Annotated in this window: 18 protein-coding genes; 1 reads left to right on the forward strand and 17 read right to left on the reverse strand. The window is 59.5% G+C overall.

Annotation, left to right across the window (positions count from 1 at the left end):
- Nucleotides 1-157: 157 nt before the first annotated feature.
- A complete protein-coding gene (locus tag HMPREF2884_RS06950; RefSeq protein ID WP_070616379.1) occupies nt 158-5,053 on the forward strand; it encodes a DEAD/DEAH box helicase in 4,896 nt (1,631 codons plus the stop codon).
- A 207-nt stretch (nt 5,054-5,260) separates the two neighbouring features.
- Here the strand turns inward: HMPREF2884_RS06950 and HMPREF2884_RS09185 are convergent, their stop codons facing one another.
- The 17 genes from HMPREF2884_RS09185 to HMPREF2884_RS07030 all read right to left on the reverse strand — a co-directional run bounded on the left by HMPREF2884_RS09185 (nt 5,261) and on the right by HMPREF2884_RS07030 (nt 23,396).
- Entirely contained in the window at nt 5,261-5,782 is a 522-nt protein-coding gene (locus HMPREF2884_RS09185) for a hypothetical protein (protein ID WP_141753513.1), read from the reverse strand.
- 274 nt (nt 5,783-6,056) lie between these two features.
- Nucleotides 6,057-6,791 (reverse strand): hypothetical protein, encoded by a 735-nt coding sequence (locus HMPREF2884_RS06955; RefSeq protein WP_070616380.1) that lies wholly within the window; start codon nt 6,789-6,791, stop codon nt 6,057-6,059.
- 564 nt (nt 6,792-7,355) lie between these two features.
- Nucleotides 7,356-7,766 (reverse strand): transcription antitermination factor NusB, encoded by a 411-nt coding sequence (nusB, locus tag HMPREF2884_RS06960; RefSeq protein ID WP_005505934.1) that lies wholly within the window; start codon nt 7,764-7,766, stop codon nt 7,356-7,358.
- Nucleotides 7,766-8,329 carry an elongation factor P gene (gene efp / locus HMPREF2884_RS06965; protein ID WP_005505932.1) on the reverse strand — a complete coding sequence of 188 codons (564 nt, stop codon included), beginning with the start codon at nt 8,327-8,329 and terminating at the stop codon, nt 7,766-7,768. The genes nusB and efp overlap by 1 nt, the downstream gene beginning before the upstream one ends.
- 228 nt (nt 8,330-8,557) lie before the next feature.
- Nucleotides 8,558-9,685, reverse strand: coding sequence for a 3-dehydroquinate synthase (gene aroB, locus HMPREF2884_RS06970; protein ID WP_044150414.1), 1,128 nt, complete (start codon nt 9,683-9,685; stop codon nt 8,558-8,560).
- A 25-nt stretch (nt 9,686-9,710) separates the two neighbouring features.
- Complete coding sequence (locus tag HMPREF2884_RS06975; protein ID WP_070616381.1) at nt 9,711-11,087, reverse strand: shikimate kinase; 1,377 nt, start codon at nt 11,085-11,087, stop codon at nt 9,711-9,713.
- Nucleotides 11,087-12,304, reverse strand: coding sequence for a chorismate synthase (aroC, locus tag HMPREF2884_RS06980; RefSeq protein ID WP_070616382.1), 1,218 nt, complete (start codon nt 12,302-12,304; stop codon nt 11,087-11,089). Before aroC ends, HMPREF2884_RS06975 begins: the two co-directional genes overlap by 1 nt.
- A 119-nt stretch (nt 12,305-12,423) precedes the next feature.
- Nucleotides 12,424-13,359: a shikimate dehydrogenase gene (locus HMPREF2884_RS06985; protein WP_070616383.1), complete on the reverse strand. Its 936-nt coding sequence runs from the start codon at nt 13,357-13,359 to the stop codon at nt 12,424-12,426.
- 200 nt (nt 13,360-13,559) lie between these two features.
- Nucleotides 13,560-14,753, reverse strand: a complete 1,194-nt coding sequence (gene mltG, locus HMPREF2884_RS06990; RefSeq protein WP_070616384.1) for an endolytic transglycosylase MltG — start codon at nt 14,751-14,753, stop codon at nt 13,560-13,562.
- Nucleotides 14,750-15,313, reverse strand: a complete 564-nt coding sequence (gene ruvX / locus HMPREF2884_RS06995; RefSeq protein WP_012903482.1) for a Holliday junction resolvase RuvX — start codon at nt 15,311-15,313, stop codon at nt 14,750-14,752. Before ruvX ends, mltG begins: the two co-directional genes overlap by 4 nt.
- Before the next feature lie 2 nt (nt 15,314-15,315).
- A complete protein-coding gene (alaS, locus tag HMPREF2884_RS07000; protein WP_070616385.1) occupies nt 15,316-18,003 on the reverse strand; it encodes an alanine--tRNA ligase in 2,688 nt (895 codons plus the stop codon).
- 132 nt (nt 18,004-18,135) lie between these two features.
- On the reverse strand, nt 18,136-18,633 hold the full coding sequence (locus HMPREF2884_RS07005; protein ID WP_070616387.1) for a peptide chain release factor 4: 498 nt from the start codon (nt 18,631-18,633) through the stop codon (nt 18,136-18,138).
- Nucleotides 18,633-19,070 carry a DUF948 domain-containing protein gene (locus tag HMPREF2884_RS07010; protein ID WP_012903480.1) on the reverse strand — a complete coding sequence of 146 codons (438 nt, stop codon included), beginning with the start codon at nt 19,068-19,070 and terminating at the stop codon, nt 18,633-18,635. Before HMPREF2884_RS07010 ends, HMPREF2884_RS07005 begins: the two co-directional genes overlap by 1 nt.
- A 306-nt stretch (nt 19,071-19,376) precedes the next feature.
- Nucleotides 19,377-20,009, reverse strand: a complete 633-nt coding sequence (rpsD, locus tag HMPREF2884_RS07015) for a 30S ribosomal protein S4 (RefSeq protein ID WP_005505914.1) — start codon at nt 20,007-20,009, stop codon at nt 19,377-19,379.
- Between the two features lie 696 nt (nt 20,010-20,705).
- Nucleotides 20,706-22,226, reverse strand: coding sequence for a replication-associated recombination protein A (locus HMPREF2884_RS07020; protein WP_070616390.1), 1,521 nt, complete (start codon nt 22,224-22,226; stop codon nt 20,706-20,708).
- 101 nt (nt 22,227-22,327) lie between these two features.
- Nucleotides 22,328-22,762: a D-aminoacyl-tRNA deacylase gene (dtd, locus tag HMPREF2884_RS07025; protein WP_070616392.1), complete on the reverse strand. Its 435-nt coding sequence runs from the start codon at nt 22,760-22,762 to the stop codon at nt 22,328-22,330.
- A 106-nt stretch (nt 22,763-22,868) separates the two neighbouring features.
- Nucleotides 22,869-23,396 carry a P-loop NTPase family protein gene (locus tag HMPREF2884_RS07030; protein ID WP_049356861.1) on the reverse strand — a complete coding sequence of 176 codons (528 nt, stop codon included), beginning with the start codon at nt 23,394-23,396 and terminating at the stop codon, nt 22,869-22,871.
- Between the last annotated feature and the right edge of the window lie 145 nt (nt 23,397-23,541).

Below are 23,541 nucleotides of genomic sequence, written 5' to 3' on the forward strand. Positions count from 1 at the left end.
GCATAGAAAGACTTCCTGACCGGCGCGTACCCTCGGTAAGTTCACCACACATTGGACCGGGGAGAGCCCCAATAACCGTTGGAGAGGCTATCTGACCCGCCGCAATATAAGATGAAGAGGTTACATCTCTATCAACTCACACCATTTAGGAGAGTTCATGACCGCCTCCGGCACCCCTGCCGACGTTTCGACGAAGACGTCGAGGGACTTTGACAGCTTGATTCATCAGCTTCGAGATACTGCCCGTAATACCCGCGAACAGGGTGACCGTTTGGAACGTCTGACTAAGCTGTTCCTGACCCAGGACAGTATCCAGAGCCGCCTGTACAAGGGTGTGCATCTGTGGAACGAGTGGGAGGGCCGCGAGGGCTACGGCGATATTGGTATCGACCTGGTGGCTGAGAATGTTGACGGCGGCGTAACCGCTATTCAGTGCAAGTTCTACGATGAGCAGAGCACGATTGCTAAGGAAAATATCGATTCCTTTATTTCGGCTTCTGGTCGTGAGCCGTTTACGCACCGCATTATTGTGTCCACGACCGATAAGTGGTCGAAGAATGCGGAGAAGATGCTGGAGGAGCAGCGCTTCCCTGTGCAGCGCATGGGCCTGCAGAATTTCCGTGATTCTAATATCGATTGGTCGACCTATTCCCTGGATGACCCGAGCGAGCAGCAGGTTGGTCACAAGCCGCATAAGGAGCTCCGCCCGCACCAGGACCGAGCTATTACGAATACCTTGATTGGTCTGCAGGAGAACGACCGCGGTCAGCTGATTATGGCTTGCGGTACGGGTAAGACTTTTACCGCTATTCGCTTGGCTGAGAAGTTTGCCGAGCAGAATGGCGGTCACGCGCGCGTGCTCTTTATGGTGCCTTCCTTGGCGCTGATGTCGCAGTCCATTTCGGAGTTCTCGAACGAGATTGAGGGTCCGTTCCATGCTTATGCGGTGTGCTCCGATTCGAAGGTGGGCCGCGAGAAGAAGCGTGGTGGCGCTAATGCAGACCTGGCTGACCTGCGTGTTGAGGACCTGCAGCTACCCGCGACGACGGATGGTGCCGCGTTGGCAAACGCGATGAACGCCAACCCGCTGGATGAGGGCCTCGAGGTGGTCTTCTCTACTTACCACTCTATTGACGCGGTGTCCGAGGCTCAGGATGCGGGCATTGGCGAGTTTGACCTGATTATTTGCGATGAGGCGCACCGCACGACCGGTGTGACCCTGGCGGACGAGTCGGAGTCGAATTTCGTGAAGATTCACGACGATACGTGTGTGTCGGGCCGCAAGCGCGTCTACATGACGGCTACCCCCAAGATTTTTAATGAGGACACGAAGTTCCAGGCGAGCGAGAAGGCCGCCGTGCTCTGTTCTATGGATGACATGGATACCTTCGGTCCGGTGTTCTACCGTATCGGCTTTGGTGAGGCTGTTGAGAAGGGTTTGCTGACCGATTACAAGGTTCTGGTGCTGGGCGTTTCCGAGTCTCAGGTTGCGACCTCTTTCCAGAGCCTTCTGGCTAACGAATCCAACGAACTCGTCATTGACGACGTGGCGAAGCTGGTGGGTTGTTGGAACGGCCTCGCCAAGCGCCGCAGCGGCGAGCTGGAGGCTTCCTTCGGCGATGACATTGCCCCCATGAAGCGCGCAGTGGCATTCAACCGTTCTATTAAGGATTCCCAGAAGATTGAGCGTGAGTTCGAGGATCTCGTGCATATTAACCTGCGCAGACCCGAAAACGACGACCCGACTGACGATTTGGGAGTGCAGGTTCGCCACATTGACGGCGGTTTTAACGCGCAGAGCCGTGCCGAGCTCCTGAACTGGCTCAAGCAGGAGCCGAATGAGGAGGGCCCGATTTGTCGTATCCTGACGAACGCCCGCTGCCTGACCGAGGGTGTGGACGTTCCGAACCTTGATGCGGTGCTCTTCCTGAACCCCCGCAACTCGATGGTGGATGTCATTCAGGCTGTGGGCCGTGTGATGCGCCGTGCAGAGGGTAAGAAGTACGGCTACATTATTCTGCCGATTGCTATTCCTGACGGCGTGTCTACCGCTCAGGCGCTGAATGATAACGACCGCTACAAGGTGGTGTGGCAGGTGCTGCAGGCTCTCCGCGCGCACGATGAGCGCATGGACGCGACGATTCACCAGATTGAGCTGAACGCCTCCGACCCCGAGTCGATTATTGTGCAGACCGTTGATCTGGCTCCGAAGAAGGAGAAGGACAGCATCGGCGCGAATGATACCGAGGCGCCGGAGGATTCTATCACCCCGGGCGTGCAGACGACCCTGACCTTCCCCGCCAAGAAGTGGAAGGACGGCGTGTACGCCAAGATCGTGGACAAGGTGGGCACCCGCGAGTACTGGAGTGACTGGTCGAAGGATATTGCGACCATCGCGGGCCGCCACATCACGATGATTCGTCACCTGCTGGATGAGGCGAGCCCCGAAAGCGAGCTGCGCACCGTCTTCGCTCAGTTTGTGGAGGGCCTGCAGCAGACCCTGAACCCCTCGATTGACGAAGAGCAGGCCATCGAAATGCTGGCTCAGCACCTGATTACGAAGCCTGTCTTTGACGCGATGTTCGCCGGGCACCGCTTTACCGAGCTGAACCCGATTTCGCTGGCTATGCAGAACGTGGTGGACCACCTGAACGCGAACGCAGCCTTCGAGAAGGAGCGCGAGTCGCTGTCGGCGTTCTACGAGTCGGTTCAGCGCCGCGTGAAGGGCCTTGATAGCGCGGCGGCGAAGCAGCACGTGATTAAGGATCTCTACGATAAGTTCTTCCAGAACGCCTTCCCGCGCATTGCAGAGCGTCTGGGTATTGTCTTTACCCCGGTTCCGGTGGTGGACTATATCCTCCGCTCGGCGGATGTGGCTCTGCGGGAGTCCTTCGGCAAGTCGCTGTCTGATGAAGGTGTGAGCATTATCGAGCCTTTCGTGGGCACGGGTACGTTCATCACCCGCCTGCTGCAGCTGGGCCTGATTCGCCCTGAGGACCTGGAGCGTAAGTACACCCGTGAGTTGTTCGCGAATGAGATTGTACTGCTCTCGTACTACATCGCGGCGATTAACATCGAGACGGTGTACGGCGAGGTGGCGAAGGAGCACGGCCTGGGCTCGGAGTACGTGCCGTTTAACGGCATGGTGCTGACCGATACCTTCCAGCTCTCCGAGTCTTCGCATCACCTGAACCTGCCGGCGTTCCGTGCCAATAGCGAGCGCGCGGAGCGTGAGCTTGAGCAGGATATTCGGGTGATTGTGATGAACCCGCCATATTCAGTGGGTCAGAAAAAGGCCAACGATAATAACCAGAACGAGAAGTACCCCAAGCTACACGAGCGCGTCGCCGAGACCTATGCCAAGCACTCCAGTAGCAGTAACATGAGAAGCCTATACGACTCGTACATTCGCGCGATTCGCTGGGCCTCTGACCGCGTGAAGGACAGCGGCGTGATTGCCTTCGTCTCCAACGGTTCCTTCATCGACGGCAATACGGCGGACGGCCTGCGCAAGTGCCTGGTGGACGAATTTTCAAAAATCTACGTGTACAACCTGCGTGGTCAGGCCATCAACATTTCCGGTCAGGCCCGCAAGCGCGAGGCAGGCAATGTCTTTGGTGGGGGTTCACGCACCTCTATCGCCATCTGCGTGCTCGTAAAGGATCCCTCGCATACGGGCGAAGCCGTGCTGCACTACCGCGATATTGGTGACTACCTGAGCCGCGAGGAGAAGCTCGGCATTATCGATCGGGAGGGCTCCATCGCGCACACCGAGTGGGAGGTCATCGTTCCTAACGAGGCTGCCGACTGGATTGATCATCGCAACGAGAAGTACGACACCTACCAGCCCATCGGCGATAAGAAGAGCAAGGGTAAGGCGAACACCCCGGGCGTCTTCCAGCTCTACTCAGCGGGTCTGCAGACGAACCGTGACCCGTGGGTGTACAACTTCTCGGCCCGTGCTGTCGAGGAAAATGTTTCCTACATGGTTAAGAACTACAATGCACAGTTCGTAACCGGGCTGAAGGATACGGATTCCACAAAGATTAAGTGGTCTTCCAGTCTAGAAAAGGACTACGATCAGAAGCGGAAATTGGTATATGATGCAGGGAGAATTCGTGATTCTCTGTATCGTCCGTTTTGCAAGCAGTTCGTGTACTTTGATTCTCACTTGAATCACCGCACCTACAAGCTCCCGAATCTTTTCCCGACCCCGGCGCACGAGAACATCGCGATTATCGCTTCGATCGCTGGCACCAAGGACTTCAGCGTGCTTATTGCCGACACGCTACCTGACCTGCACCTCGTGGGAGATGCTCAGGCCTTCAGCCTCTACACCTACGAGCCGATTGTTGAGGATGACGGAGGGTTCAACCTCAACCTGGGCGGCGGCGAGGTCGTGGACGGCTACACCCGTAGGGAGAACATTACCGACGCCACGCTGGCCGCGTACCGCGGCACCTATGGTGACGAGGGCATCGCGAAGGAAGACATCTTTTACTACATCTACGCGCTACTACACCACCCGGAGTACCGCAAGAAGTACGCCGCAGACCTGAAGAAGATGCTCCCGCGCATCCCGCTGGCAAAGGGCTTCTGGGAGTACTCGCGCGCCGGTCGCGCCCTGGTCGAGCTTCACCTGGGCTACGAGAGCGTGGACCCCTACCCTCTCGATGAGGTGGCTTCCTCCCCCGCCCCCGAGAGCCTCGAGGAGCGCTTCGAGTTCTACCGGGTGCAGAAGTTGCAGTTTGAGCCCAAGAAGGATAAGACCCGCATCAAGTACAACGGGCACCTGACCCTCAAGGGCATCCCGGAGGAAGCCTACGAGTACCAGGTGAACGGCAGGTCCGCGTTGGAGTGGGTCATCGACCGCTACCAGGTAAAGCCCGATAAGAAGTCGCTCATCATGAACGACCCGAATGACTACTGCCGCGCCGTCGACAACCCGCGGTACATCGTCGACCTGATTAAGCGTCTGGTGACTGTCTCGCTGGAGACTCAGAAGCTGGTGGGTACGCTCCCCCGCTTCGAGGTGCTGGAGGACAACGCCTAGCCTGAGCTTGCGAGAGAGCTACTGAGGTAAAGAGAGCCCCGCCGTGCATAGTGTACGGTGGGGCTCTCCCCATTCTGGCACTCCCCGAATACATAGAAAAGCCCCTGCTGACCTGTAAATCATTACAGTCAGCAGGGGCTTCACTATATGTTTTGAGGGCCATTCTAAAACAATAAGGTCTAACTAGTGAGCCTATAGCGTCAGAACTTAGGACCGCGGTTTACGGAACTGACCCCAGAATCCTCGTCGCGAACTCGTGGCTTGAGGTAGTCGCGCTTTCGAAGAATCGGCGGGAATAAAGGTACACATTTGAATACCCACGATATTCCCAACGATACCCTCATACGTAAATTGCAGATAGCTATGTATCCACGCTTCTAAATCACCCTTATGCCAGTTTTCTATTTCGGTGAGGACTTCCGAGGCCTTGAAGCCTTTCATGCCACTAATACGCTTCTGACGAGAGGATCCATCCGAAGCACGAAGCGACACAATCATACTAAAGCGCCTGCTAGAAGCATCTTGCATCTGCTCAATGTCACGGATATCTTCCAGGACAGTAGCAAAACCTACAGGTCTCTCCTCATTTTTCTTACTCGCAGGAAAGTCATAAGAGTAAAAACGACCACCGCCTGCGCCTTCAGCTGGTTTATGCCGCACAAAGCCAGTACGGCTTTTCTTAGAAGACGACCGAGCGCGCACAGCAGCCGAAGAAGTGGTCTTGCTCATCGGCTTCGAATCACCTACAGCACTATTCAAGGGGTTGTTACTTGATGAATCCATCGCGCTCGCCTCTCAAAAATTTAGAATAAATCTACACCAATTATAGAACATTATTACTATATATGCGAATACATTTACTAGGCACAAAGTTTGTATTTGCTCTCCCCATGCAGCTGGGCACACAAAAGCGGGGGCATCTCCTCTCAAATGTGTCCAGGCCATTGGATTCCTAGTACACCAGAGAGGGAATGCCCCCGCTTACATGCTTTGCATGTATCAGCTACTCACCTTGAGCAGGTACAGTTGCCTCGTTCGTAGCGTCTGCTTCGCCCCCGCAACCTTTATGTACGGTTCGCATCTTGGCAATTACGAACGCACCATCCTCTGCGCGACGAATAAAAGTGATTTCTCGCGTCTGCAGAGGTGAATCAACTTTCTCACCATCTACCCGGCGAAGATCACTCCAGTCTTCACAGTAGGTGATAACCACGCCGGTATTGTATACGCGTGACCCGTCATCCTTGATGCTTCCGTAAATCTCTTTTGTCTTAGCATCACGGAAGATAATATCGCCGTTCGCGGGAGCTTCCTGAGAGAGCTCATAAAAATTCTCCACAGTCTTCTTCACGCTTTCAAGCACGTCTTTATGTACGTACCGGACCAGCTCCTCATCGCTGGTGTGTTCGATATCCCCATGCCTCCAGGCATTCCAAAGACGGAAATGCTGCTCCAACGCGGCGTGTGCCGCCTTATCAGTTGCATCAGCAGCTTCCAGCGTGTTGCTGTTCACGTCCATGCTCGCGTAAATCAGTTCGATTTCGGAGCCAGACGGGCCGGTCGGGATAGGCGAAGGAGTGGCAGTGGGAGTTGCAGAAGCTTCAGTGCTTGCCGATTCAGCGCTCGCGGAAGTGGAAGCGTTCGATTCTGCACTGACCTGCGCACCACCGGAACAAGCGGACAGGGTGAGCATCATCGCCGCAGAGAGCGCGGCAATAGAACTACGGTTAAACATCATTGTTAGTTCTTTTCTGGTGTGTGGTTGTGTAAACCGCAGAATTATCCACGCAACAACGTGTGGAATTCAGCGGAATGTTATCGGTTGATGCCATTACCCTAACATATATCCGTAGAGCACACACCCCAGCTTATTGTTTGTCCATTTTGACAATATTCCGTTCATATCGGTGCAGACAAGGGCATATCTGAGGTATGCATGGAGGCGCATACCGGGCACGCGAGGCGGGGGCTCCGTCCTCAAGGCGCTCAGCGCCGCAGAGGGGGCACTCCCCCGCCTGCGTTGTCCGGTGAAGCCTCGACTGTTGCCACCAGCTCCTACCCACGGGCTCCGGTGAAGCCTCCACCGCTGCTACCAACAAACCCTGCGAGCGCATCCGCACCCAATACGGAACCCCACACAGAACTGCACCAACCAAACGCAACCTAGACACAGAAAACCCCCGCCGTCCTGTAGCGAACTACAGCACGGCGGGGGTTTCACGTACGCTCCCCTGCGGGCACATCCTCAACAGCAGCAAGCAACCAACCATAAAAGCTGGAGGGCAGGCCGCGGCGGGACGTCTTACGCGAGCAGGGTCGGCTTCACCTGACGGAGCTTATCCAGCAGACCGTTCACGAACTTCGGAGATTCATTCGTGGACAGCACACGCGCCAGACCGACAGCCTCAGAAATTGCGACAGCATCCGGAACTTCATCATTGTACAGAAGCTCCCAAGTGCCAATACGCAGCACGGCACGGTCCACGGCGGGCATACGCTCGAAGGACCAGTCACGGGCGTAAGTCTCCACAAACTCGCGGATCTCTTCGTCGTGGTCGCGGACGCCACGAATGATTTCCTCAGAGTAAGCAGAGATCTGCGCTACCGTGTACAGTCGGCGGCGGCGGAGTACCTCAATATAATCTTCGTTGCGCTGATCCGCCTCGAAGAGCACTTCGAGGGCGCGCAATCGGGCTTTCGTACGCGAATTCATTAGTCGTTCACGCGACCGAGGTACTCACCGGTGCGGGTATCAACCTTGACCTTGGTGCCGGTCTCCAGGAACAGGGGAACCTGAATCTCGTAGCCGGTCTCAACGGTTGCGGGCTTGGTGCCGCCGGTGGAGCGGTCACCCTGCAGGCCGGGCTCGGTGTAGGTGATTTCGAGGACCACGGATGCGGGCAGCTCGATGTACAGGGGGCTACCCTCGTGCATTGCGATGGTTGCGGTCTGGGACTCGAGCATGTAGTTTGCTGCGTCGCCGACAACGGTTGCGGGAACGTTGATCTGGTCGTAGGTCTTCATGTCCATGAAGACGTAGTCGTCGCCGTCCTGGTACAGGTACTGGTAGTCGGAGCGGTCAACGGTTGCGGTTTCAATCTTAGCGCCAGCGTTGAAGGTACGGTCGACGACCTTGCCGGAGGTAACGTTGCGCAGCTTGGTGCGGACGAACGCGCCACCCTTACCGGGCTTAACGTGCTGGAACTCTACGACGGACCAGAGGTTGCCGTCAATCTTCAGGACGGCGCCGTTCTTAATATCGGTAGTGGATGCCATGGGGCTCTCCTTCGTGTCATCGACGCTCACGCCGTAGTGGTACCCGGCGAGGCGCTAAGTTTTCAATGAGCAAAAATATGTCCCGTACATTCTACAGGATGCGCACGAATTTGCCTAGCAGGGGCGCCACAGTTTTTCTGTGGCACCCCGCCCGGCTGCCGCATGCTGGTGTGCATATGCTGGCAGCCGCGTGGCGGGTGCATCCGGTAAATGTACGGGACCCGTCACCTACTCGGTAATCTCCTGGTAGGTCATGTACAGGATCGAGTCGTCCGGCACCTCGTAGACGCGCGGGCGAGCCAAACCGTCAAGAATGATGAAGCGCAGCAGGTTGCCGCGTGCCTTCTTGTCGCGGCGCATTGCTTCGAGCAGCTGGGGCCATGCGTCTGCTTTGTAGGAGGTGGGCAGGCCCAGGGATTCGAGGATGCGGCGGGTGCGTGCCACGAGTTCTTCATCGGCGTGGCCGGTTGCCAGCGCCAGTTCGGCGGCGTAGACCATGCCGACGGACACTGCCGCGCCGTGACGCCACTGGTAGCGTTCGTTGCGTTCGATGGCGTGGGCGAGGGTGTGGCCGTAGTTTAGGATTTCGCGGCGGCCGGATTCGCGCAGGTCCTCGGAGACGACCTCCGCCTTCACGCGCACGCTGCGTTCAATGAGTTCACGCATCACGGCGGACTGCGAGTCGCGTACGGCGTTCGGGTTTGCCTCAATCAGGTCGAGAATTTCGGGGTCTGCGATGAAGCCGCACTTGACGACCTCACCCATGCCGGTCAGCAGCTCATGCTCAGGCAAGGTGCGCAGGGTGCCGATCTCGCAGAGCACCGCGGCGGGCGGCCAGAACGCGCCGACCAGGTTCTTACCCTCGGCGGTGTTGATGCCGGTCTTACCGCCCACGGCAGCGTCCACCATGCCGAGCAGGGTGGTCGGAATGTGGATGACGCGCACGCCGCGCAGCCAGGTCGCCGCGACGAAGCCGGCAACGTCGGTAATGGCGCCGCCGCCCACGGAGATGATCGCGTCGGTGCGGGTGAAGTCGTTCTGACCGAGCACCTGCCAGCAGAACGCCGCCACCTGGTAGTGCTTTGCCTCTTCAGCGTCCGGGATTTCGGCGCTGAACGATTCGTAGCCCATGGCGCGCAGGTCTTCCATGACCAGCTCACCGGTGGAACGCAGGGCACGCGGGTGAATCACGAGCACCTTCTTGGCGCGGTTGCCCAGAATTTCGGGGATTTTACCGAGCAGATTGTGGCCGATGAGAACCTCATAGTTCTCACGCGGGGAGCTGCCGGTCACCGGGATGCGGGTGATATCTTCCGCGCCGGAGGCACCGAAAGTGGGGGTGGGCTGAGTGCTCATCATGTGTCCTTTCACAGGTGAGGGGTTATGCTTGGGGGCGCTGCGCGCGGGAGGCGCGGGTTGCGGTCACGTACGCCTGGATTTCGGCGGTCATCTCGGTGATGGGACGGCCGCCTCGTGCGTCCAGGGTGAAGTGCGCCAGCTCTTCGTATCGGCTGCGGCGGCGCTCAAAAATTTCGGTCCACCGCTCGACCGGGTTCGGTTGCAGCAGCGGGCGTGTCTTGTTGCCGGTAATGCGCGGGGTGACGGTGTCAGCATCAACGAGGATGTACACCACGCATTCGTCCTTGAGCAGCTCCGCAACCGAGTCGGTCATGGGCGCGCCACCGCCCAGGGAGAACACCGTGTTGCGGTACACGGGCGAGGTGAGGACCTCTTCGATGGTTTTGCGTTCGAGCTCGCGGAAGTACGCCTCACCGAAAATCTCGAAGATTTCGGAGACTTCGCCGTAGCGTTCCACGATGAGCTGGTCGGCGTCGAGGAACTCGTAGCCGTAGAAACGCGCCAGGTGCGTACCAATGTAGGTCTTACCTGCCGCCATGGGGCCGATGAGCACGATGGGTCGGGAGCGTTCCGCGAAGTTCTCGTGCATTTCACGCACCTGTTGCGGGTGGATGCGAGCGCCGCAGGCGGACTCGTCTTCTGCGAGCGCGTCTGCGGGGACAGCAAGCTCTGTGGGGGCAGTGAGCTCTGCGGGTGCCACAGACTCAGCAGGGGTTGCGGACAGCTCGGAAGCGTCGAGGGGCTTCTCCCCCGCCTGGTTCTCTTCTTCCGCGGCGGGTGCAACGGGTGTTGCGGATACTGCGGGTGCGGCAACCTGGACCTTGCCGAACAGCGCCGGGGTCGGACGAACCGGCTTGGCGGGTTCAGCCGCGGGCACAGCTACAGGATGTGCAGGTGCAAGCTTGGGTGCATCCGCCTGTGCGGGTTCCTTGCGGGGTTCCTCTTCAGCGGTGCCCATGCCCTGCAGGGCGCTGAGCAGCTTCAGGCGCAGGTCCTCGTCCAGGCCGAGCGCCTGGTCGGCGTCCTCAGATACCGAGGAGGCGTACAGGCGCACACCCTGCGTGCTCGCCGTAGCGGCGGGCAGGCGGCGAACCCCCGAACGCATCAGGTCAGCCGGGGTCGGCACGCGAGAAGCCGGGCGCGCAGAAGAAACCGACGCGACAGCCTCACGAGCCTCAACGCCCGCAACCTCAGTGCCCGCCGCCTCAACAGCCTGCTCAGCCGCGGCAGATGCACCGGATTCCGGGCGCGGCGAAGCGCCCCCTCGCGCACGCTGCGTCGCCGCAGCAATACGTGCAAGGGGGCTCGAAGCGACCGGGCGAACACCCTGCTCCACAGAAACCTCCCCGGAACCGCGACCCTTAGCGCCGCGGCCCTCAGATTCCGCCGGAAGAGGCACTACGCGTCCCAACCGGCAACGTTAGACTCCCACGCCAGAGACGCCGGAATAGCATCCAGGTAGGAATCCATGTTGCGGCGAGTCTCACCAATCGAGTCGCCGCCAAACTTCTCCAGTGCCGCCTCGGCCAGCACCAGGGCGACCATAGCCTCCGCCACCACGCCGGCGGCGGGAACGGCACACACGTCCGAACGCTGGTGGTGGGCGCGAGCCTCTTCACCGGTGGAAGTGTCAATGGTCTTCAGAGCCTTCGGCACGGTCGCAATGGGCTTCATTGCCGCGCGCACACGCAGCAGGTCACCAATGCTCATGCCGCCCTCAATACCACCTGCACGGTTGGTATCGCGGGTTACGCCGTGCTCGCCAATGGAAATCTCGTCGTGAGCGGCAGTGCCCGGGCGGTCAGCGGTCGCGAAACCGTCGCCAACCTCAACGCCCTTAATAGCCTGAATACCCATCAGCGCTGCGGCAAGGCGCGCGTCCAGGCGGCGGTCCCAGTGCACGTACGAACCCAGTCCGGGAGGCATACCGTACGCGAGCACCTCAACCACGCCACCGAGAGTCTCGCCGTCCTTGTGCGCCTCATCCACACGCTGAACCATAGCTTCCGAGGTGGGCTTATCGAAGCAGCGCAGCGGGTCAGCATCCAGCTGCTCAACGTTGCGGGGTGAAGGCACCGGGGCACCCTCGGGGGCGTGCACGCCGCCCACAGCAACAGTGTGAGAAACCAGTTCAACACCCAGAGCCTTCAAAATCTGAGCGGCAACCACGCCAAGAGCCACGCGGGTCGCAGTCTCACGAGCAGAAGCGCGCTCCAGCACCGGGCGAGCCTCAGAGAAGTTGTACTTCTGCATGCCGGTAAAGTCAGCGTGACCGGGGCGCGGACGAGTCAGCGCCGCGTTACGCGCACGACCCTCAATCAGCTTCGGATCCACCGGGTCAGAGCTCATCACGTCAGTCCACTTGGGCCACTCGGTGTTCGCAATCTCAATCGCGACCGGGCCGCCCTGAGTCAGGCCGTGGCGCACACCGCCCAGGATGCGCACGCGGTCCTCCTCGAACTTCATGCGGGCACCGCGGCCGTAACCGAGTCGGCGGCGAGCCAGGGCGTCACGCACCATGTCGCTGGTGAGTTCCACACCGGCGGGTACGCCCTCAATAATGCCGACGAGCGCCTCGCCGTGGGATTCTCCGGCAGTGAGCCAACGCAGGGCCATAGGTTAACCTCTTTTCATCGCACCCGCACCGAAGCGCAGGAGGAAGGAATAATAATTCTTCACGTGTATAAATAGTGTATAAAATGCCCGTTTACTGAGCGAGTGGAAGCACGCTTTTTTCACGAAACGGAAGCGCGAGGCGCAAGATCAACCGCCGCGCACATCGCGTTGATTAGACCCAGCAGTTCGGCGGGTTGCAGTTCACGGCCGGTGAAGAGCAGAACCTGCTCCACCGCCTGGTACAGCAACATCTCCAGGCCGGAGACCACCGTGCCGCCGTTCGCCTCCCAGACGCTCGCCAGCACCGAAGGCCACGGGTTATACGCAACATCCAGCAGTACCGGCCGGTGCGTCGCGGAGGCGCCCTTCAGACCGGTCAGCTGGCTCGCCCACTCGTCCGCCGCATGCGCCGGAAGCGTAGACACCACCGGGTGATGGCCGCGCTCAGCAAGGTTCTGCGGCAGCTCAGACAAGGAAATCTGCTCCAGCTGAACACCCAGGCGGTCCGCCGCCTCCTGCACGCTACCGAGCTTATGCAAGGAACGGGCGTACACGCTCACGCGGCGGTAACCCAGCGCATGTAAGGCGGTCAGGGCGGAAATAGCGGTCGCTCCTCCACCCACAATCGCGGCAGAATCCTTAAACGGTTCCGGCTCCAAACCGGCATGGCGCAGCGCATTCACGATGCCGACCACATCAGTGTTATCGCCCAGAACCTTCTCACCGCGCGGATACACCGTATTCACCGCACCGGTCACGCAGGCAGTCTCACTCAACTCATCGCAATACTGGATGACGGCGGTCTTCAGCGGCATCGTCACCGACAGGCCCGCAATATACGGGGCGTCCTCCGTACCCTTCGGGTGGCGCACGCCATGCATAATCTCCGGCAAATCATCGGGCAGAGTGTCACGGCGATCGTACTCGAGGTTCGCCTCACCCAAAAAGTCATACGCCGCACGATGCAGCGCAGGCGACAGCGAATGCGCAATAGGGTGCCCCAGCACGTAGGCACGGCGAAGATACGGGGCCTCGCGGTACGGTTCAGTCTTCATCGGCTCTCTTTCGCTCTCACGCTGGGGGTCGTTCTCAACGCTGGGTACAGGGACGGCCGCGGGGGCCACCTCCCATTTTAGCGGGTACAGCAAAGGCGGGCACCTCCCCCACTCTCGTGGAGGCGGTACCCGCCTCAGCAAGGAACCTTCACGCCGAAACTACCGAATCGTAGCTACCGGCTAAACCGCTTAGTTACAACTTAGCTACAACGGTTCGGGTGCTTAGTACACCACTGGTTGTACTCTTCAACGTAACGCTGGTGCTCAGCGTAAGTGCGGGAGTACTTGGTCTCACCGGAGTCCAGGTCCACAGTCACCCAGTAGTAGTACGGGTTCTTCTCAGGAGCCGCAGCAGCCTTAATCGAAGCCAGCTGCGGGGAACCAATCGGACCCTTCGGAAGACCCTTATTCGCATAAGTGTTGTACTTATTGCTCTTATCGGCCTTCTGCTCTTCAGTCAGGTGGTACGAGCGGACACCCAGACCGTAAGTCACGGTCGCATCCGACTGGATTAGACCGGAGGTCTCACCATCGGGGTTGTTCAGGCGGTTCTCAATGATGCCTGCAACCGCCACGTAGTCCTTCGGCTGAGCCTCAAGCTCCACGATGGAGGCAATAGTCAGAACCTCAAAGATCTTCTGGTCGCCGCTCACGCCGGCTTCCTTCAGGTCAGCCTTGGTCTTATCAACCATGGTCTGAATGACCTTCTTGATGTCGGTGCCCTTCGGGAAGCGGTACTCACCCGGGTGCAGCCAACCCTCAATCGAGGGGAAGTTGCTCGGCACACCGTACTGGGTGTAGTTGCTGACCGCGTCCTCAACCTGCTTACGGGTGAACGCACCATCCGAACCAGAAACAATCAGGTCAACGGTCTCGCTCACGCGCTTACCCTGCGGAATCGCCAGGTACAGTACGTTGCTGTTCGCCTCGATAATGGTCGTAATCGCGCTCGAGCTGCTCATGTGCTGCTGCAGTTCATAGGTGCCAGGCTGCAAGTACTTGCCCTTGCTCTCCTTGGTGTACACCTCAACGAACTTATCAGCATCAGCAATAACGCCCGCCGCCTCAAGCTCCTGCGCCACCTGCGCGGTGGACTGGCCGGAACGAATCGTGAACGTCACGGTCGTACCATTGCCGCCACCCGAGTAGTCACGAGTCTTGAACGGGTCATAGCGAGTAATCAGGGCACCAGAAATAATGACCAGAGCCACGACAAACAGGGAAATCGCACTCAGCATAACGGCGCGACGGCGGCGCTTACGCGCACGCAACGTAGCCACCGACACGATTTCCTGTTCCATCGTGATGCCGGTAATACCCTTACGTTCGTCCTCGGCCGTGGGCCTAAAGAGGTCGAGCCCGCTCTCTTCGGGGTGTTTATTCTGTTCGGTCACTGAAGGTTCTCCGTTTCGTTGACGGCACCGACCGTGGTCCCTTCTGACTCGGACGGTCGGTTTTCTTCGTGGGCCGGATCGCTCACCTTGTACCCGGCTACGGACTGCCCCGCCTTGAGGGCATCCAGGCTGTACTGCAAAATATTCACAGCCGCCACCTGGTCAACCATAGTCTTGAAATCTCGGCTGGAAACCCCAGCCTCGTGCAGTGCACGGTGAGCGCTCACGGTGGTGAGTCGCTCATCCACCAGCCAAATGTTAATGTGTGTTTTCTCTTCGGCATCCAGCTCGGAGCGCAGAGCCTGAGCGTACTCCCGAGCCATTTCCGTGGAGGGAGAATCCCCGCCACGCATGGTCTTCGGAAGCCCGACGAAAACCTCCACCACCTCGTTCACCTCAATCAGCTTACGCAAAACACGGCGGTCAGAGTTCTTCTTCGCGTCGCGGCGCAACGTCTTGAGCGGGGTGGCGAGAATACCGTCGGGGTCGCTGAGGGCGGTGCCGACGCGGGCGTTACCCACATCGACACCCATCCGCACTCCGCGCTGAAATTCTGCCATGTTTAGGCCTGAGCCTGTGCGATAGCGTCGCGGACAGCGTCCAGTGCAGCACCAATCTTGGATGCGTCCTGGCCACCACCCTGAGCGACGTCGTCCTTACCGCCGCCACCGCCGCCGAGAACACCGGCAGCGACGCGGACCAGAGCGCCAGCCTTCACGCCAGCCTCGCGAGCACCCTCATTGGTTGCCACCAGGACGACGGGGCGGCCATTAGCCACACCCACCACGGCAACAACAGCGGCCTCGGAGCCGAAGCGCGAACGCAGATCCAGAGCCAGGTCACGAACGCCGTTAGCGTCCAGCTCGCCAGCGTCATGCGCCAGAACGCGAACAGAACCGATGGTCTGTGCGTTCTCCAGCAGCTTGCCAGCCTCAGCCTGCAGCTTCTCGCGGCGCAGCTGAGCCAGCTCCTTCTCAGCAGCCTTCAGCTTGGCCAGAGTCTGGTTAATCTTCTCGGGCAGATCAGCGGAGGACTGAACCTTCATCAGGCCGGTCAGCTGATTCACCAGGGTACGCTCAGCAGCCAGGTGGTTGAAGGAGTCCAAACCCACCAGAGCCTCAACACGGCGGTTACCGGAGCCAACAGAACCCTCAGTCAGCAGCGACAGCGAACCAATCTCAGCGGACGAACCAACGTGGGTACCACCGCACAGCTCGCGGGAGAACTCGCCACCGATTTCAACAACACGCACCACGTCGCCGTACTTCTCACCGAAGAGGCTCATAGCGCCCAGAGCCTTAGCCTCAGCCAGCGGCATCTCACGGGTAATCACCTCGTGGTTATCGCGGATCGCGAGGTTAGCAACCTCTTCAACCTCACGCTTAGCGGACTCAGACAGGCCCTCGCTCCACGCGAAGTCGAAGCGCAGGTAGCCTTCCTTGTTGAAAGAGCCACGCTGAGTAGCCTCGTTGCCGAGCACCTGGTGCAGGGCAGCGTGAATGATGTGGGTACCGGAGTGTGCCTTCTCACCGTCGCGGCGGCGCTGAACATCAACCTGTGCCACAACATCGGCACCGGTGTGAACCTCGCCCTCACGCACAACGGCGCGGTGAACGCTCAGACCCTTCACGGGCTGCTGAACGTCCTGAACGTCAATGACGAAGCCGTTGCCGGTAATGACACCGGTATCAGCTGCCTGGCCACCAGCCTCCGCATAGAACGGAGTCTCATCCAGGACAACCTCAATCTTGTCGCCAGCCTTAGCGGCGGGCACGGAAACGCCGTCCACCAGGATTGCACGCAGCTTAGTCTCAGTGCGCAGCTCGGTGTAACCGGTGAAGATGGAGCCGCGCTCGTCCACGAGCTTACGCAGCTCGGACAGGTCAGCGAACGCGCCCTTCTTCGCCTTAGCGTCAGCCTGCGCACGGTGACGCTGCTCAGCCATCAGCTCACGGAAGGACTTCTCATCCACCTTCACGCCAGCCTCAGCAGCCATCTCCAGGGTCAGGTCAATCGGGAAGCCGTAGGTGTCGTGCAGAGCAAACGCCTCAGCACCAGAGACAGCGTTGGAGCCGTCCTTCTTAGCCGCAGCAACAGCCTCTTCCAGACGCTCAGTACCGGTCTCAATGGTGTGCAGGAACGCCTTCTCCTCAGCGTACGCAATACGGGAAATACGCTCGAAGTCGTCAGCAACGTACGGGAAAGCACCCTTCATCGCATCACGCGAAGCCGGGAACAGCACGGGCAGGCAGGGCTCAGTAACGCCCAGCAGACGCATCGCACGGATTGCACGGCGCATCAGACGGCGCAGAATGTAGCCGCGACCCTCGTTGGAGGGGGTCACGCCATCAGCAATCAGCATCAGCGAGGAACGGATGTGGTCAGCCACCACGCGCATACGCACGTCGTCCTCGTAGCCCTCGTCCTCAGCGGACTCAGAGCCGTGGTACTTCTTACCGGACAGCTTAGAAGCAGCGTCCAGAACGGGGCGAACCTGGTCGGTCTCGTAGAAGTTCTCAACACCCTGCAGCAGCATGGCAAGACGCTCAACGCCCAGACCGGTATCGATGTTCTTCTTCGGCAGGTCACCCAGAATCTCGAAGTCATCCTTACCGATGCCCTCGCCACGCTGGTACTGCATGAACACAAGGTTCCAAATCTCAATGTAACGGTCGTCGTCAGCCGCCGGGCCGCCTTCCTTACCGTAGGCAGGGCCACGGTCGTAGAAGATCTCCGAGTCGGGGCCTGCGGGGCCGGGCTGACCGGTGGACCAGTAGTTTTCCTTCATGCCCATACGCTGAATACGCTCAGCCGGGAAGCCCACCTTGTTGTGCCAAATGTCGAAGGCCTCATCGTCACCCTCATAAATGGTGACCCACAGGCGCTCCGGATCCAGGCCAAAACCGCCCTTATCCTGAGGGGTGGTCAGCAGCTCGTAAGCAAACGGAATCGCCTGCTCCTTGAAGTAATCACCGAACGAGAAGTTACCAGCCATCTGGAAGAAGGTACCGTGACGCGCAGTCTTACCGACCTCTTCAATGTCCAGGGTGCGGATGCACTTCTGCACGCTGGTCGCGCGGGAGAACGGAGGGGTCTCACGGCCCAGGAAGTAGGGAATGAACGGCACCATACCGGCGATGGTGAACATAGCGCCGGGCTCGTTCGAAATCAGCGATGCCGAAGGCACCACAGTATGGCCGCGGGAAGCGAAGAAATCGATCCAGCGCTTAGAAATCTCCTGTGAGAGCATCTCGTTCCTTAGAGTAATCTGTGCGAAATTCTAAATTAGTCTACTGACCTATGGTGCCTGTCCGAGAGCAAAATGGCTAATCGAGCCAGTCTCGTACCGTGGTTTACGGGCGAAAACACCATCTTTTAAAACCTAGTTGAAGAAGCCGTCGCCGAGCTGACGGTCACGCGCAATACGCTGCTCACGCGCTCGCTTCTGAGCCTCTTCCAAGGAGGCGATCTCAGCCTCCACCTCAATGAGTTCACGCTCAGCCAGGCGGCGGTTCGTGGATTCAATCTCAGCCGAGCTCATCTGGCGGTCCCAGGTGTCCAGGGAGCCAGGACGCAGATCCTGCTTCTGGCGTTCCACCTTAGCGTTGAGCTCCATCTCCTTCTCCTGCATGCCCTCACGCACGCGGGCGGCGAACTCAACAGCACGCAACGCATACGGCTGCAGGGGCTTGCCAATCGGCGAATCGAAGAATTTTCCCATCTGAGACTCCGGGTTGAGGGCAAGCTCACCGTGCTCACGCATGAGCAGGGCGCTGCCGGGGGTACGCTGAGCAGGTTCGGAGGTGGTGGCACGCCTGGAAGCGAAGTAACCAACCGCCGCTCCGGCGCCGAGCAGAAGAGCTGAACGAAGCAGACCCATTAGTTCTCACCGCCTGCAGAGTAAGAGGACTGTGCCGAACCGTACTGACCACCAGCGTGGGTGTTGCCAGCGGTGCCGTGTGCATCGCCGGTCTTGCCGCCGCGGAACGCCTGACGCACACCGTACGAGAAGGACGCAACCTTAATCAGCGGCTGACCCACAGTCGAGGTCACCAGCGAGGACAGCGCAGAAACGTTCGCGGACGCATCCGAAACGTTCGAGGTGATGTCGTCAACCTTCTCCAGCTGCTCATTGGTGGTCACCACAGTGCGGGTCACCTCTTCAATGAGGGGGCCGGTGCTCTGGTTCAGCGAACGAATCGTCACGATAAGCTCATCAAACACCTTAGTCAGGCGAATAATGGGTAACGCAAGAAGAGCCACCAGAATCGCAAAAACTCCTGCTGCAATCAGGCCCGCAATATCTCCGCCGGTCATCTATAACCCCATTCCGCTCAATGCATGATGCTTATCAATAGTCGTACAAGGCTGGACGCCACCGTGGCGTACAGCCGGATCGTGCATACAGTTCAGGACTGTATACACAGCTCAATCCCCTATTTTAGTCGAAAAATCCTTCAAGCGCCCCCTAAACTCTCATGAAACTCCCAGCGACGGAAGATTCACAGGTTCAGCGGCACCACTGCCCTGTAGTGTATATACCCCAAAAAACCCGCGCGTTAAACGGGAACAACCCGCCCCCACCGAACGGTGCAGGACGGGTTGCTTCTCGAAAAATCGAGATTATGCCAGACGCGAGTAGTACTCAACGACCAGCTGCTCGTCGCAGATCACGGGGATCTCTTCGCGCTTGGGCTTGCGCTCAAGCTTTGCGTGCAGCTTCTCGATCTCAACGTTCAGGTATGCGGGAACCTCGGGCAGAACTGCCTGGTGCTCGCCTGCAGCCGCAGCCTGGAAGGGGGTGGTCTTCTCAGCCTTGGGGTGAACGTGGATCAGCTGGCCGGGCTTGACGTGGAACGAGGGGCGGTCCACGCGAACGCCGTCAACCATGATGTGACGGTGAACAACCATCTGACGTGCCTGTGCAATGGTGCGGGCGAAGCCTGCACGCAGAACCAGAGCGTCGAGGCGGGTCTCGAGCAGCTCGACCATGTTCTTACCGGTCTGGCCCTCGGTACGCTTTGCCTCGAGGTATGCGCGGCGCATCTGTGCCTCGCGGATGTTGTACTGAGCGCGCAGACGCTGCTTTTCCTTCAGCTGGGTAGCGTAGTTGGAGTCAGCCTTCTTGCGGGCACGGCCGTGCTGGCCGGGGCCGTAAGGACGACGCTCGAGGTACTTTTCTGCCTTCGGGGTCAGTGCAATGCCCAGGGCACGGGACTGACGCACGGTACGGCGGGTGCGGTTGTGCTTAGCCACAATCTACCTTTCTATGTGAGGCTCCTGCACCCTCACGGGTGGGGCCTCGGTCTGTTGAATACTGGCCTCCTCGGTTGACCCCGCCGGAATCCGTACGCGACCGATTCGGTCGTTGCTGTACGGCGGTGGGGCGGAGAGCTCGGGGCAGAGTACCCCGCAGCTACATTACTGACGCTCGCACGAATGCGGGCATAGTAATTGCCAGACCCGTCAAGCTTACCGGATACACCCGGGCTTTACCAGCCTTTTGGGAAATCTTTGGTTCAAATCACTGTGCGTGTGGGTTTTCGACACTTACCCACACGACCCCACAGGAATTATTTATGCCAGTCAGAGCTATTTAGGTGCGACTTCCCCGAAAAATTGCGGCGCTAAGATGTTGGATTGTAATCATTTCGTTATTTTTAACCTGTGTCTTTATGGGAATAGCTTGAATCAGACCCCCATATCGCCTAGACTAGAAACCATAACAAGCTTGGCGTCCGCCCTTCCGGGAAGGCCGACAGCCAAGACGTCTATCACAACTCAAAACTCTGACGCGGTGCGCAGTACTACCGAGGTACTACGCACCGCTTTCTGTTTGCGCTCAGCCCTATACGGTTGCTTGCTCTATACGGCTACCTGCCTGCCGAGGCGCGCCACTCCCCCGGTGGTCAGCACTCAAAGTAGTAGACGGCTCGATGGGAGCCACGTAAGCTAACGGGTCGTATCCTGCACCGGAGCCGCATCCAAAATACGGCGGATACGCTCACGACGCTCCGTCAACGTACGCTCAAAACCGTGCTGCGTCGGCTCGTAGTAGACCGTGCCGCGCAGAGTATCCGGCAGGTACTGCTGTGCCGCCACATGCCCCGGCTCATCATGCGCATAAATGTACCCCACGCCGTGACCAAACTGCTTAGCCCCCGCATAATGACCATCACGCAAATGCACCGGAACCTGACCCGAAGCGCCCGCACGCACATCCGCAATCGCGCGGTTAATCGCGTTATACGCCGCGTTTGACTTCGGCGCGAGCGCACAATAAATCACCGCCTGCGAGAGGATAATACGCGCCTCCGGCATGCCCACCAGCGCCACCGACTGCGCCGCAGCCGTCGCCACCTGCAACGCCTGCGGATCAGCCAGACCAATATCCTCACTCGCCAAAATCATGATGCGACGCGCCACGAAACGCGGATCCTCGCCGCCCTCCAGCATGCGCGCCAAGTAGTGCACCGCGGCATCCGCATCAGAGCCGCGCATGGACTTAATGAAAGCGCTGACCACGTCATAATGCTGATCACCCGAACGGTCGTAGCGAATCGCGGCGCGGTCCACCGCCTCCGTAGCATGCGCCAGGGTGATGCGCACGGGCGCGGCAGGTTCCGGGGCCTTCTCCCCCGCCGGTTCATCTGAATCCTCGGCGGAGCGGGCAGATTCTACCGAAGCCTGTTCAGCCTCGCTAAACGCAATCGCAGCCGCCGCCTCCAGCGAGGTCAGGGAGCGGCGAGCATCGCCTCCAGAAACCGCCGCGAGGTGGGCGCGCGCATCCTCATCAATCACCGCCGCACCGTCAAAACCGCGCGGGTCAGCCAACGCACGGTCAATCAGACGCTCAATATCGGACTGCTCCAGCGAATGAACCCGCAACAGTAGCGAGCGTGAGAGCAGCGGCGAAATAATGCTGAACGACGGGTTCTCCGTCGTAGCCGCCACCAGAATCACCCAGCGGTTCTCCACGCCGGGCAGGAGCGCATCCTGCTGAGCCTTCGTAAAACGGTGAATCTCATCGAGGAAGAGCACTGTGGTCGTACCGTACATGTCGCGGTCGAGCAGCGCCTGATCCATGACCGCACGCACATCCTTCACGCCCGCGGTAATCGCCGAAAGCTCCACGAACTTACGACCCGGCGCGCGCGCAATCACATGCGCCAGGGTGGTCTTACCCGTACCCGGAGGGCCGTACAAAATCACCGAGGACGGGCCAGCCGGGCCGGCGTTCTCCCCCGCCAACACGCGCAGAGGCGCACCCGGAGTCAGCAGGTGCTCCTGGCCGAGAACCTCGTCAATCGTGCGCGGACGCATACGCACCGCCAACGGCGCACGAGACGCCGAACGCGCAGAATACGTACGCGAGGCAGAGGCACGCGAGGAGGGCTCCTCAGCGGGCACACCAATCAGGCTCACGCGGTCCCCGTCATCGGGCAACTCAAGATCAAAGAGGGAATCAGCCATAGTCTTACTCTATCGTTTCACAATCTGGAGGCGGGTACGGGGTGTGGGTATACAGCTGCGGATTTAGCTCGCGGCGTGACACCACACGGGTTAGCGCCGGCCTAGAGGGTCTCACTATCGAGAATCAGGGTCACCGGGCCGTCATTGACCAGCTCCACCTGCATGTCCGCACCGAACACGCCGGTCTCCACGTGCAGGCCACGCTCACGCAACGCCTCCACGTAGTCGTTGAACAGCGGCTCACTCACCGCGCCGGGCGCAGCAGCAGACCAGGAGGGGCGGCGGCCCTTCTTCGCATCCCCGTACAGGGTGAACTGGCTGACCGCCAGCACGGGTGCGCCCTCATCGAGCAGGGACTTCTCCCCCTCCATCAGGCGCAGGTTCGCGGTCTTGTCGGCAAGCTTCGCAATCTGCGCCGCACCGTCACCGTGCGTGATACCGACCAGCACCAGGTAGCCGGGCTGCTCAATCGCGCCGACCGTCTCACCCGCCACGCGCACCGCCGCGCGGGTCACACGCTGAATAACTACTCGCATCGTTCACCTTTCATCATGGAACCGGCATTCGCCGGGCTCATACATCTCTTTCGACACCACTCTCGGCGGCTGGTTTAGGGGAGCCGCAGTTCTAGAGGCAGCCGCCTCAGAGCACGCCGCGCAGCTGCACGGCACGCAAAAACTGGTTCGCCGCCCGCGGGGTACGAAACTCAATAAAACGCTTCTGTAGATGCTGCCCGCGAGCCTCCGCCAGCAACTCCCCGACGTGCGGGTAGCTCCTCCACGTGTACCGAATCATGTTGTCCGGGTCGCGCAGAATATTCTTCAGCGGCGGCTCCACATTATCAGCCCACAGCCTCTGACCCGTCACCGCACGGCGCACCGTCCGGCGAACCACACGCCACATGACCACCGCACGGCTATAGCGTAGGTAAATCACCACATCCGCACGCTCCAGCAGGCGGCCGCGCACCTGCGGATACTGCCACTCCGTAATCCACGCAGGTTGCTCAATGAGTGTCTGAACATCCGCCTCAAAACTAGGGCGCGGAGTCCAGTTCGGACCCCAATGCAACGAGTCCATCTCCGTATGCGGAATGTCCAGGAGGCGCCCCAACCGCGCCGCGAACGTCGTCTTACCGCTACCGCTCGGGCCGGCAATCAGAATACGCATGCTCCCCTCCCCCTTTGGTTAGTACACAAATCGGCACGCACGCCAGTTGATACAAAAGGTGGGCTGCGACCCTGCACCAGCAGAATACACAGCCCACCCTCAACGGCGACCCCGGCACAACTCAACGCCCGCCGGGTTCACGCCG

This window comes from Rothia sp. HMSC073B08, from assembly GCF_001812975.1.
Taxonomy (GTDB): domain Bacteria; phylum Actinomycetota; class Actinomycetes; order Actinomycetales; family Micrococcaceae; genus Rothia; species Rothia mucilaginosa.

What these genes read in the sequence shown, in the direction of transcription:
- HMPREF2884_RS06950 (WP_070616379.1), top strand. Translation starts at nt 158, where the DNA reads ATGACCGCCTCCGGCACCCCTGCCGACGTTTCGACGAAGACGTCGAGG.
- HMPREF2884_RS09185 (WP_141753513.1), bottom strand. Translation starts at nt 5,782, where the DNA reads ATGAGCAAGACCACTTCTTCGGCTGCTGTGCGCGCTCGGTCGTCTTCT.
- HMPREF2884_RS06955 (WP_070616380.1), bottom strand. Translation starts at nt 6,791, where the DNA reads ATGATGTTTAACCGTAGTTCTATTGCCGCGCTCTCTGCGGCGATGATG.
- nusB (WP_005505934.1), bottom strand. Translation starts at nt 7,766, where the DNA reads ATGAATTCGCGTACGAAAGCCCGATTGCGCGCCCTCGAAGTGCTCTTC.
- efp (WP_005505932.1), bottom strand. Translation starts at nt 8,329, where the DNA reads ATGGCATCCACTACCGATATTAAGAACGGCGCCGTCCTGAAGATTGAC.
- aroB (WP_044150414.1), bottom strand. Translation starts at nt 9,685, where the DNA reads ATGAGCACTCAGCCCACCCCCACTTTCGGTGCCTCCGGCGCGGAAGAT.
- aroC (WP_070616382.1), bottom strand. Translation starts at nt 12,304, where the DNA reads ATGGCCCTGCGTTGGCTCACTGCCGGAGAATCCCACGGCGAGGCGCTC.
- HMPREF2884_RS06985 (WP_070616383.1), bottom strand. Translation starts at nt 13,359, where the DNA reads ATGAAGACTGAACCGTACCGCGAGGCCCCGTATCTTCGCCGTGCCTAC.
- ruvX (WP_012903482.1), bottom strand. Translation starts at nt 15,313, where the DNA reads ATGGCAGAATTTCAGCGCGGAGTGCGGATGGGTGTCGATGTGGGTAAC.
- alaS (WP_070616385.1), bottom strand. Translation starts at nt 18,003, where the DNA reads ATGCTCTCACAGGAGATTTCTAAGCGCTGGATCGATTTCTTCGCTTCC.
- HMPREF2884_RS07005 (WP_070616387.1), bottom strand. Translation starts at nt 18,633, where the DNA reads ATGGGTCTGCTTCGTTCAGCTCTTCTGCTCGGCGCCGGAGCGGCGGTT.
- HMPREF2884_RS07010 (WP_012903480.1), bottom strand. Translation starts at nt 19,070, where the DNA reads ATGACCGGCGGAGATATTGCGGGCCTGATTGCAGCAGGAGTTTTTGCG.
- HMPREF2884_RS07020 (WP_070616390.1), bottom strand. Translation starts at nt 22,226, where the DNA reads ATGGCTGATTCCCTCTTTGATCTTGAGTTGCCCGATGACGGGGACCGC.
- dtd (WP_070616392.1), bottom strand. Translation starts at nt 22,762, where the DNA reads ATGCGAGTAGTTATTCAGCGTGTGACCCGCGCGGCGGTGCGCGTGGCG.
- HMPREF2884_RS07030 (WP_049356861.1), bottom strand. Translation starts at nt 23,396, where the DNA reads ATGCGTATTCTGATTGCCGGCCCGAGCGGTAGCGGTAAGACGACGTTC.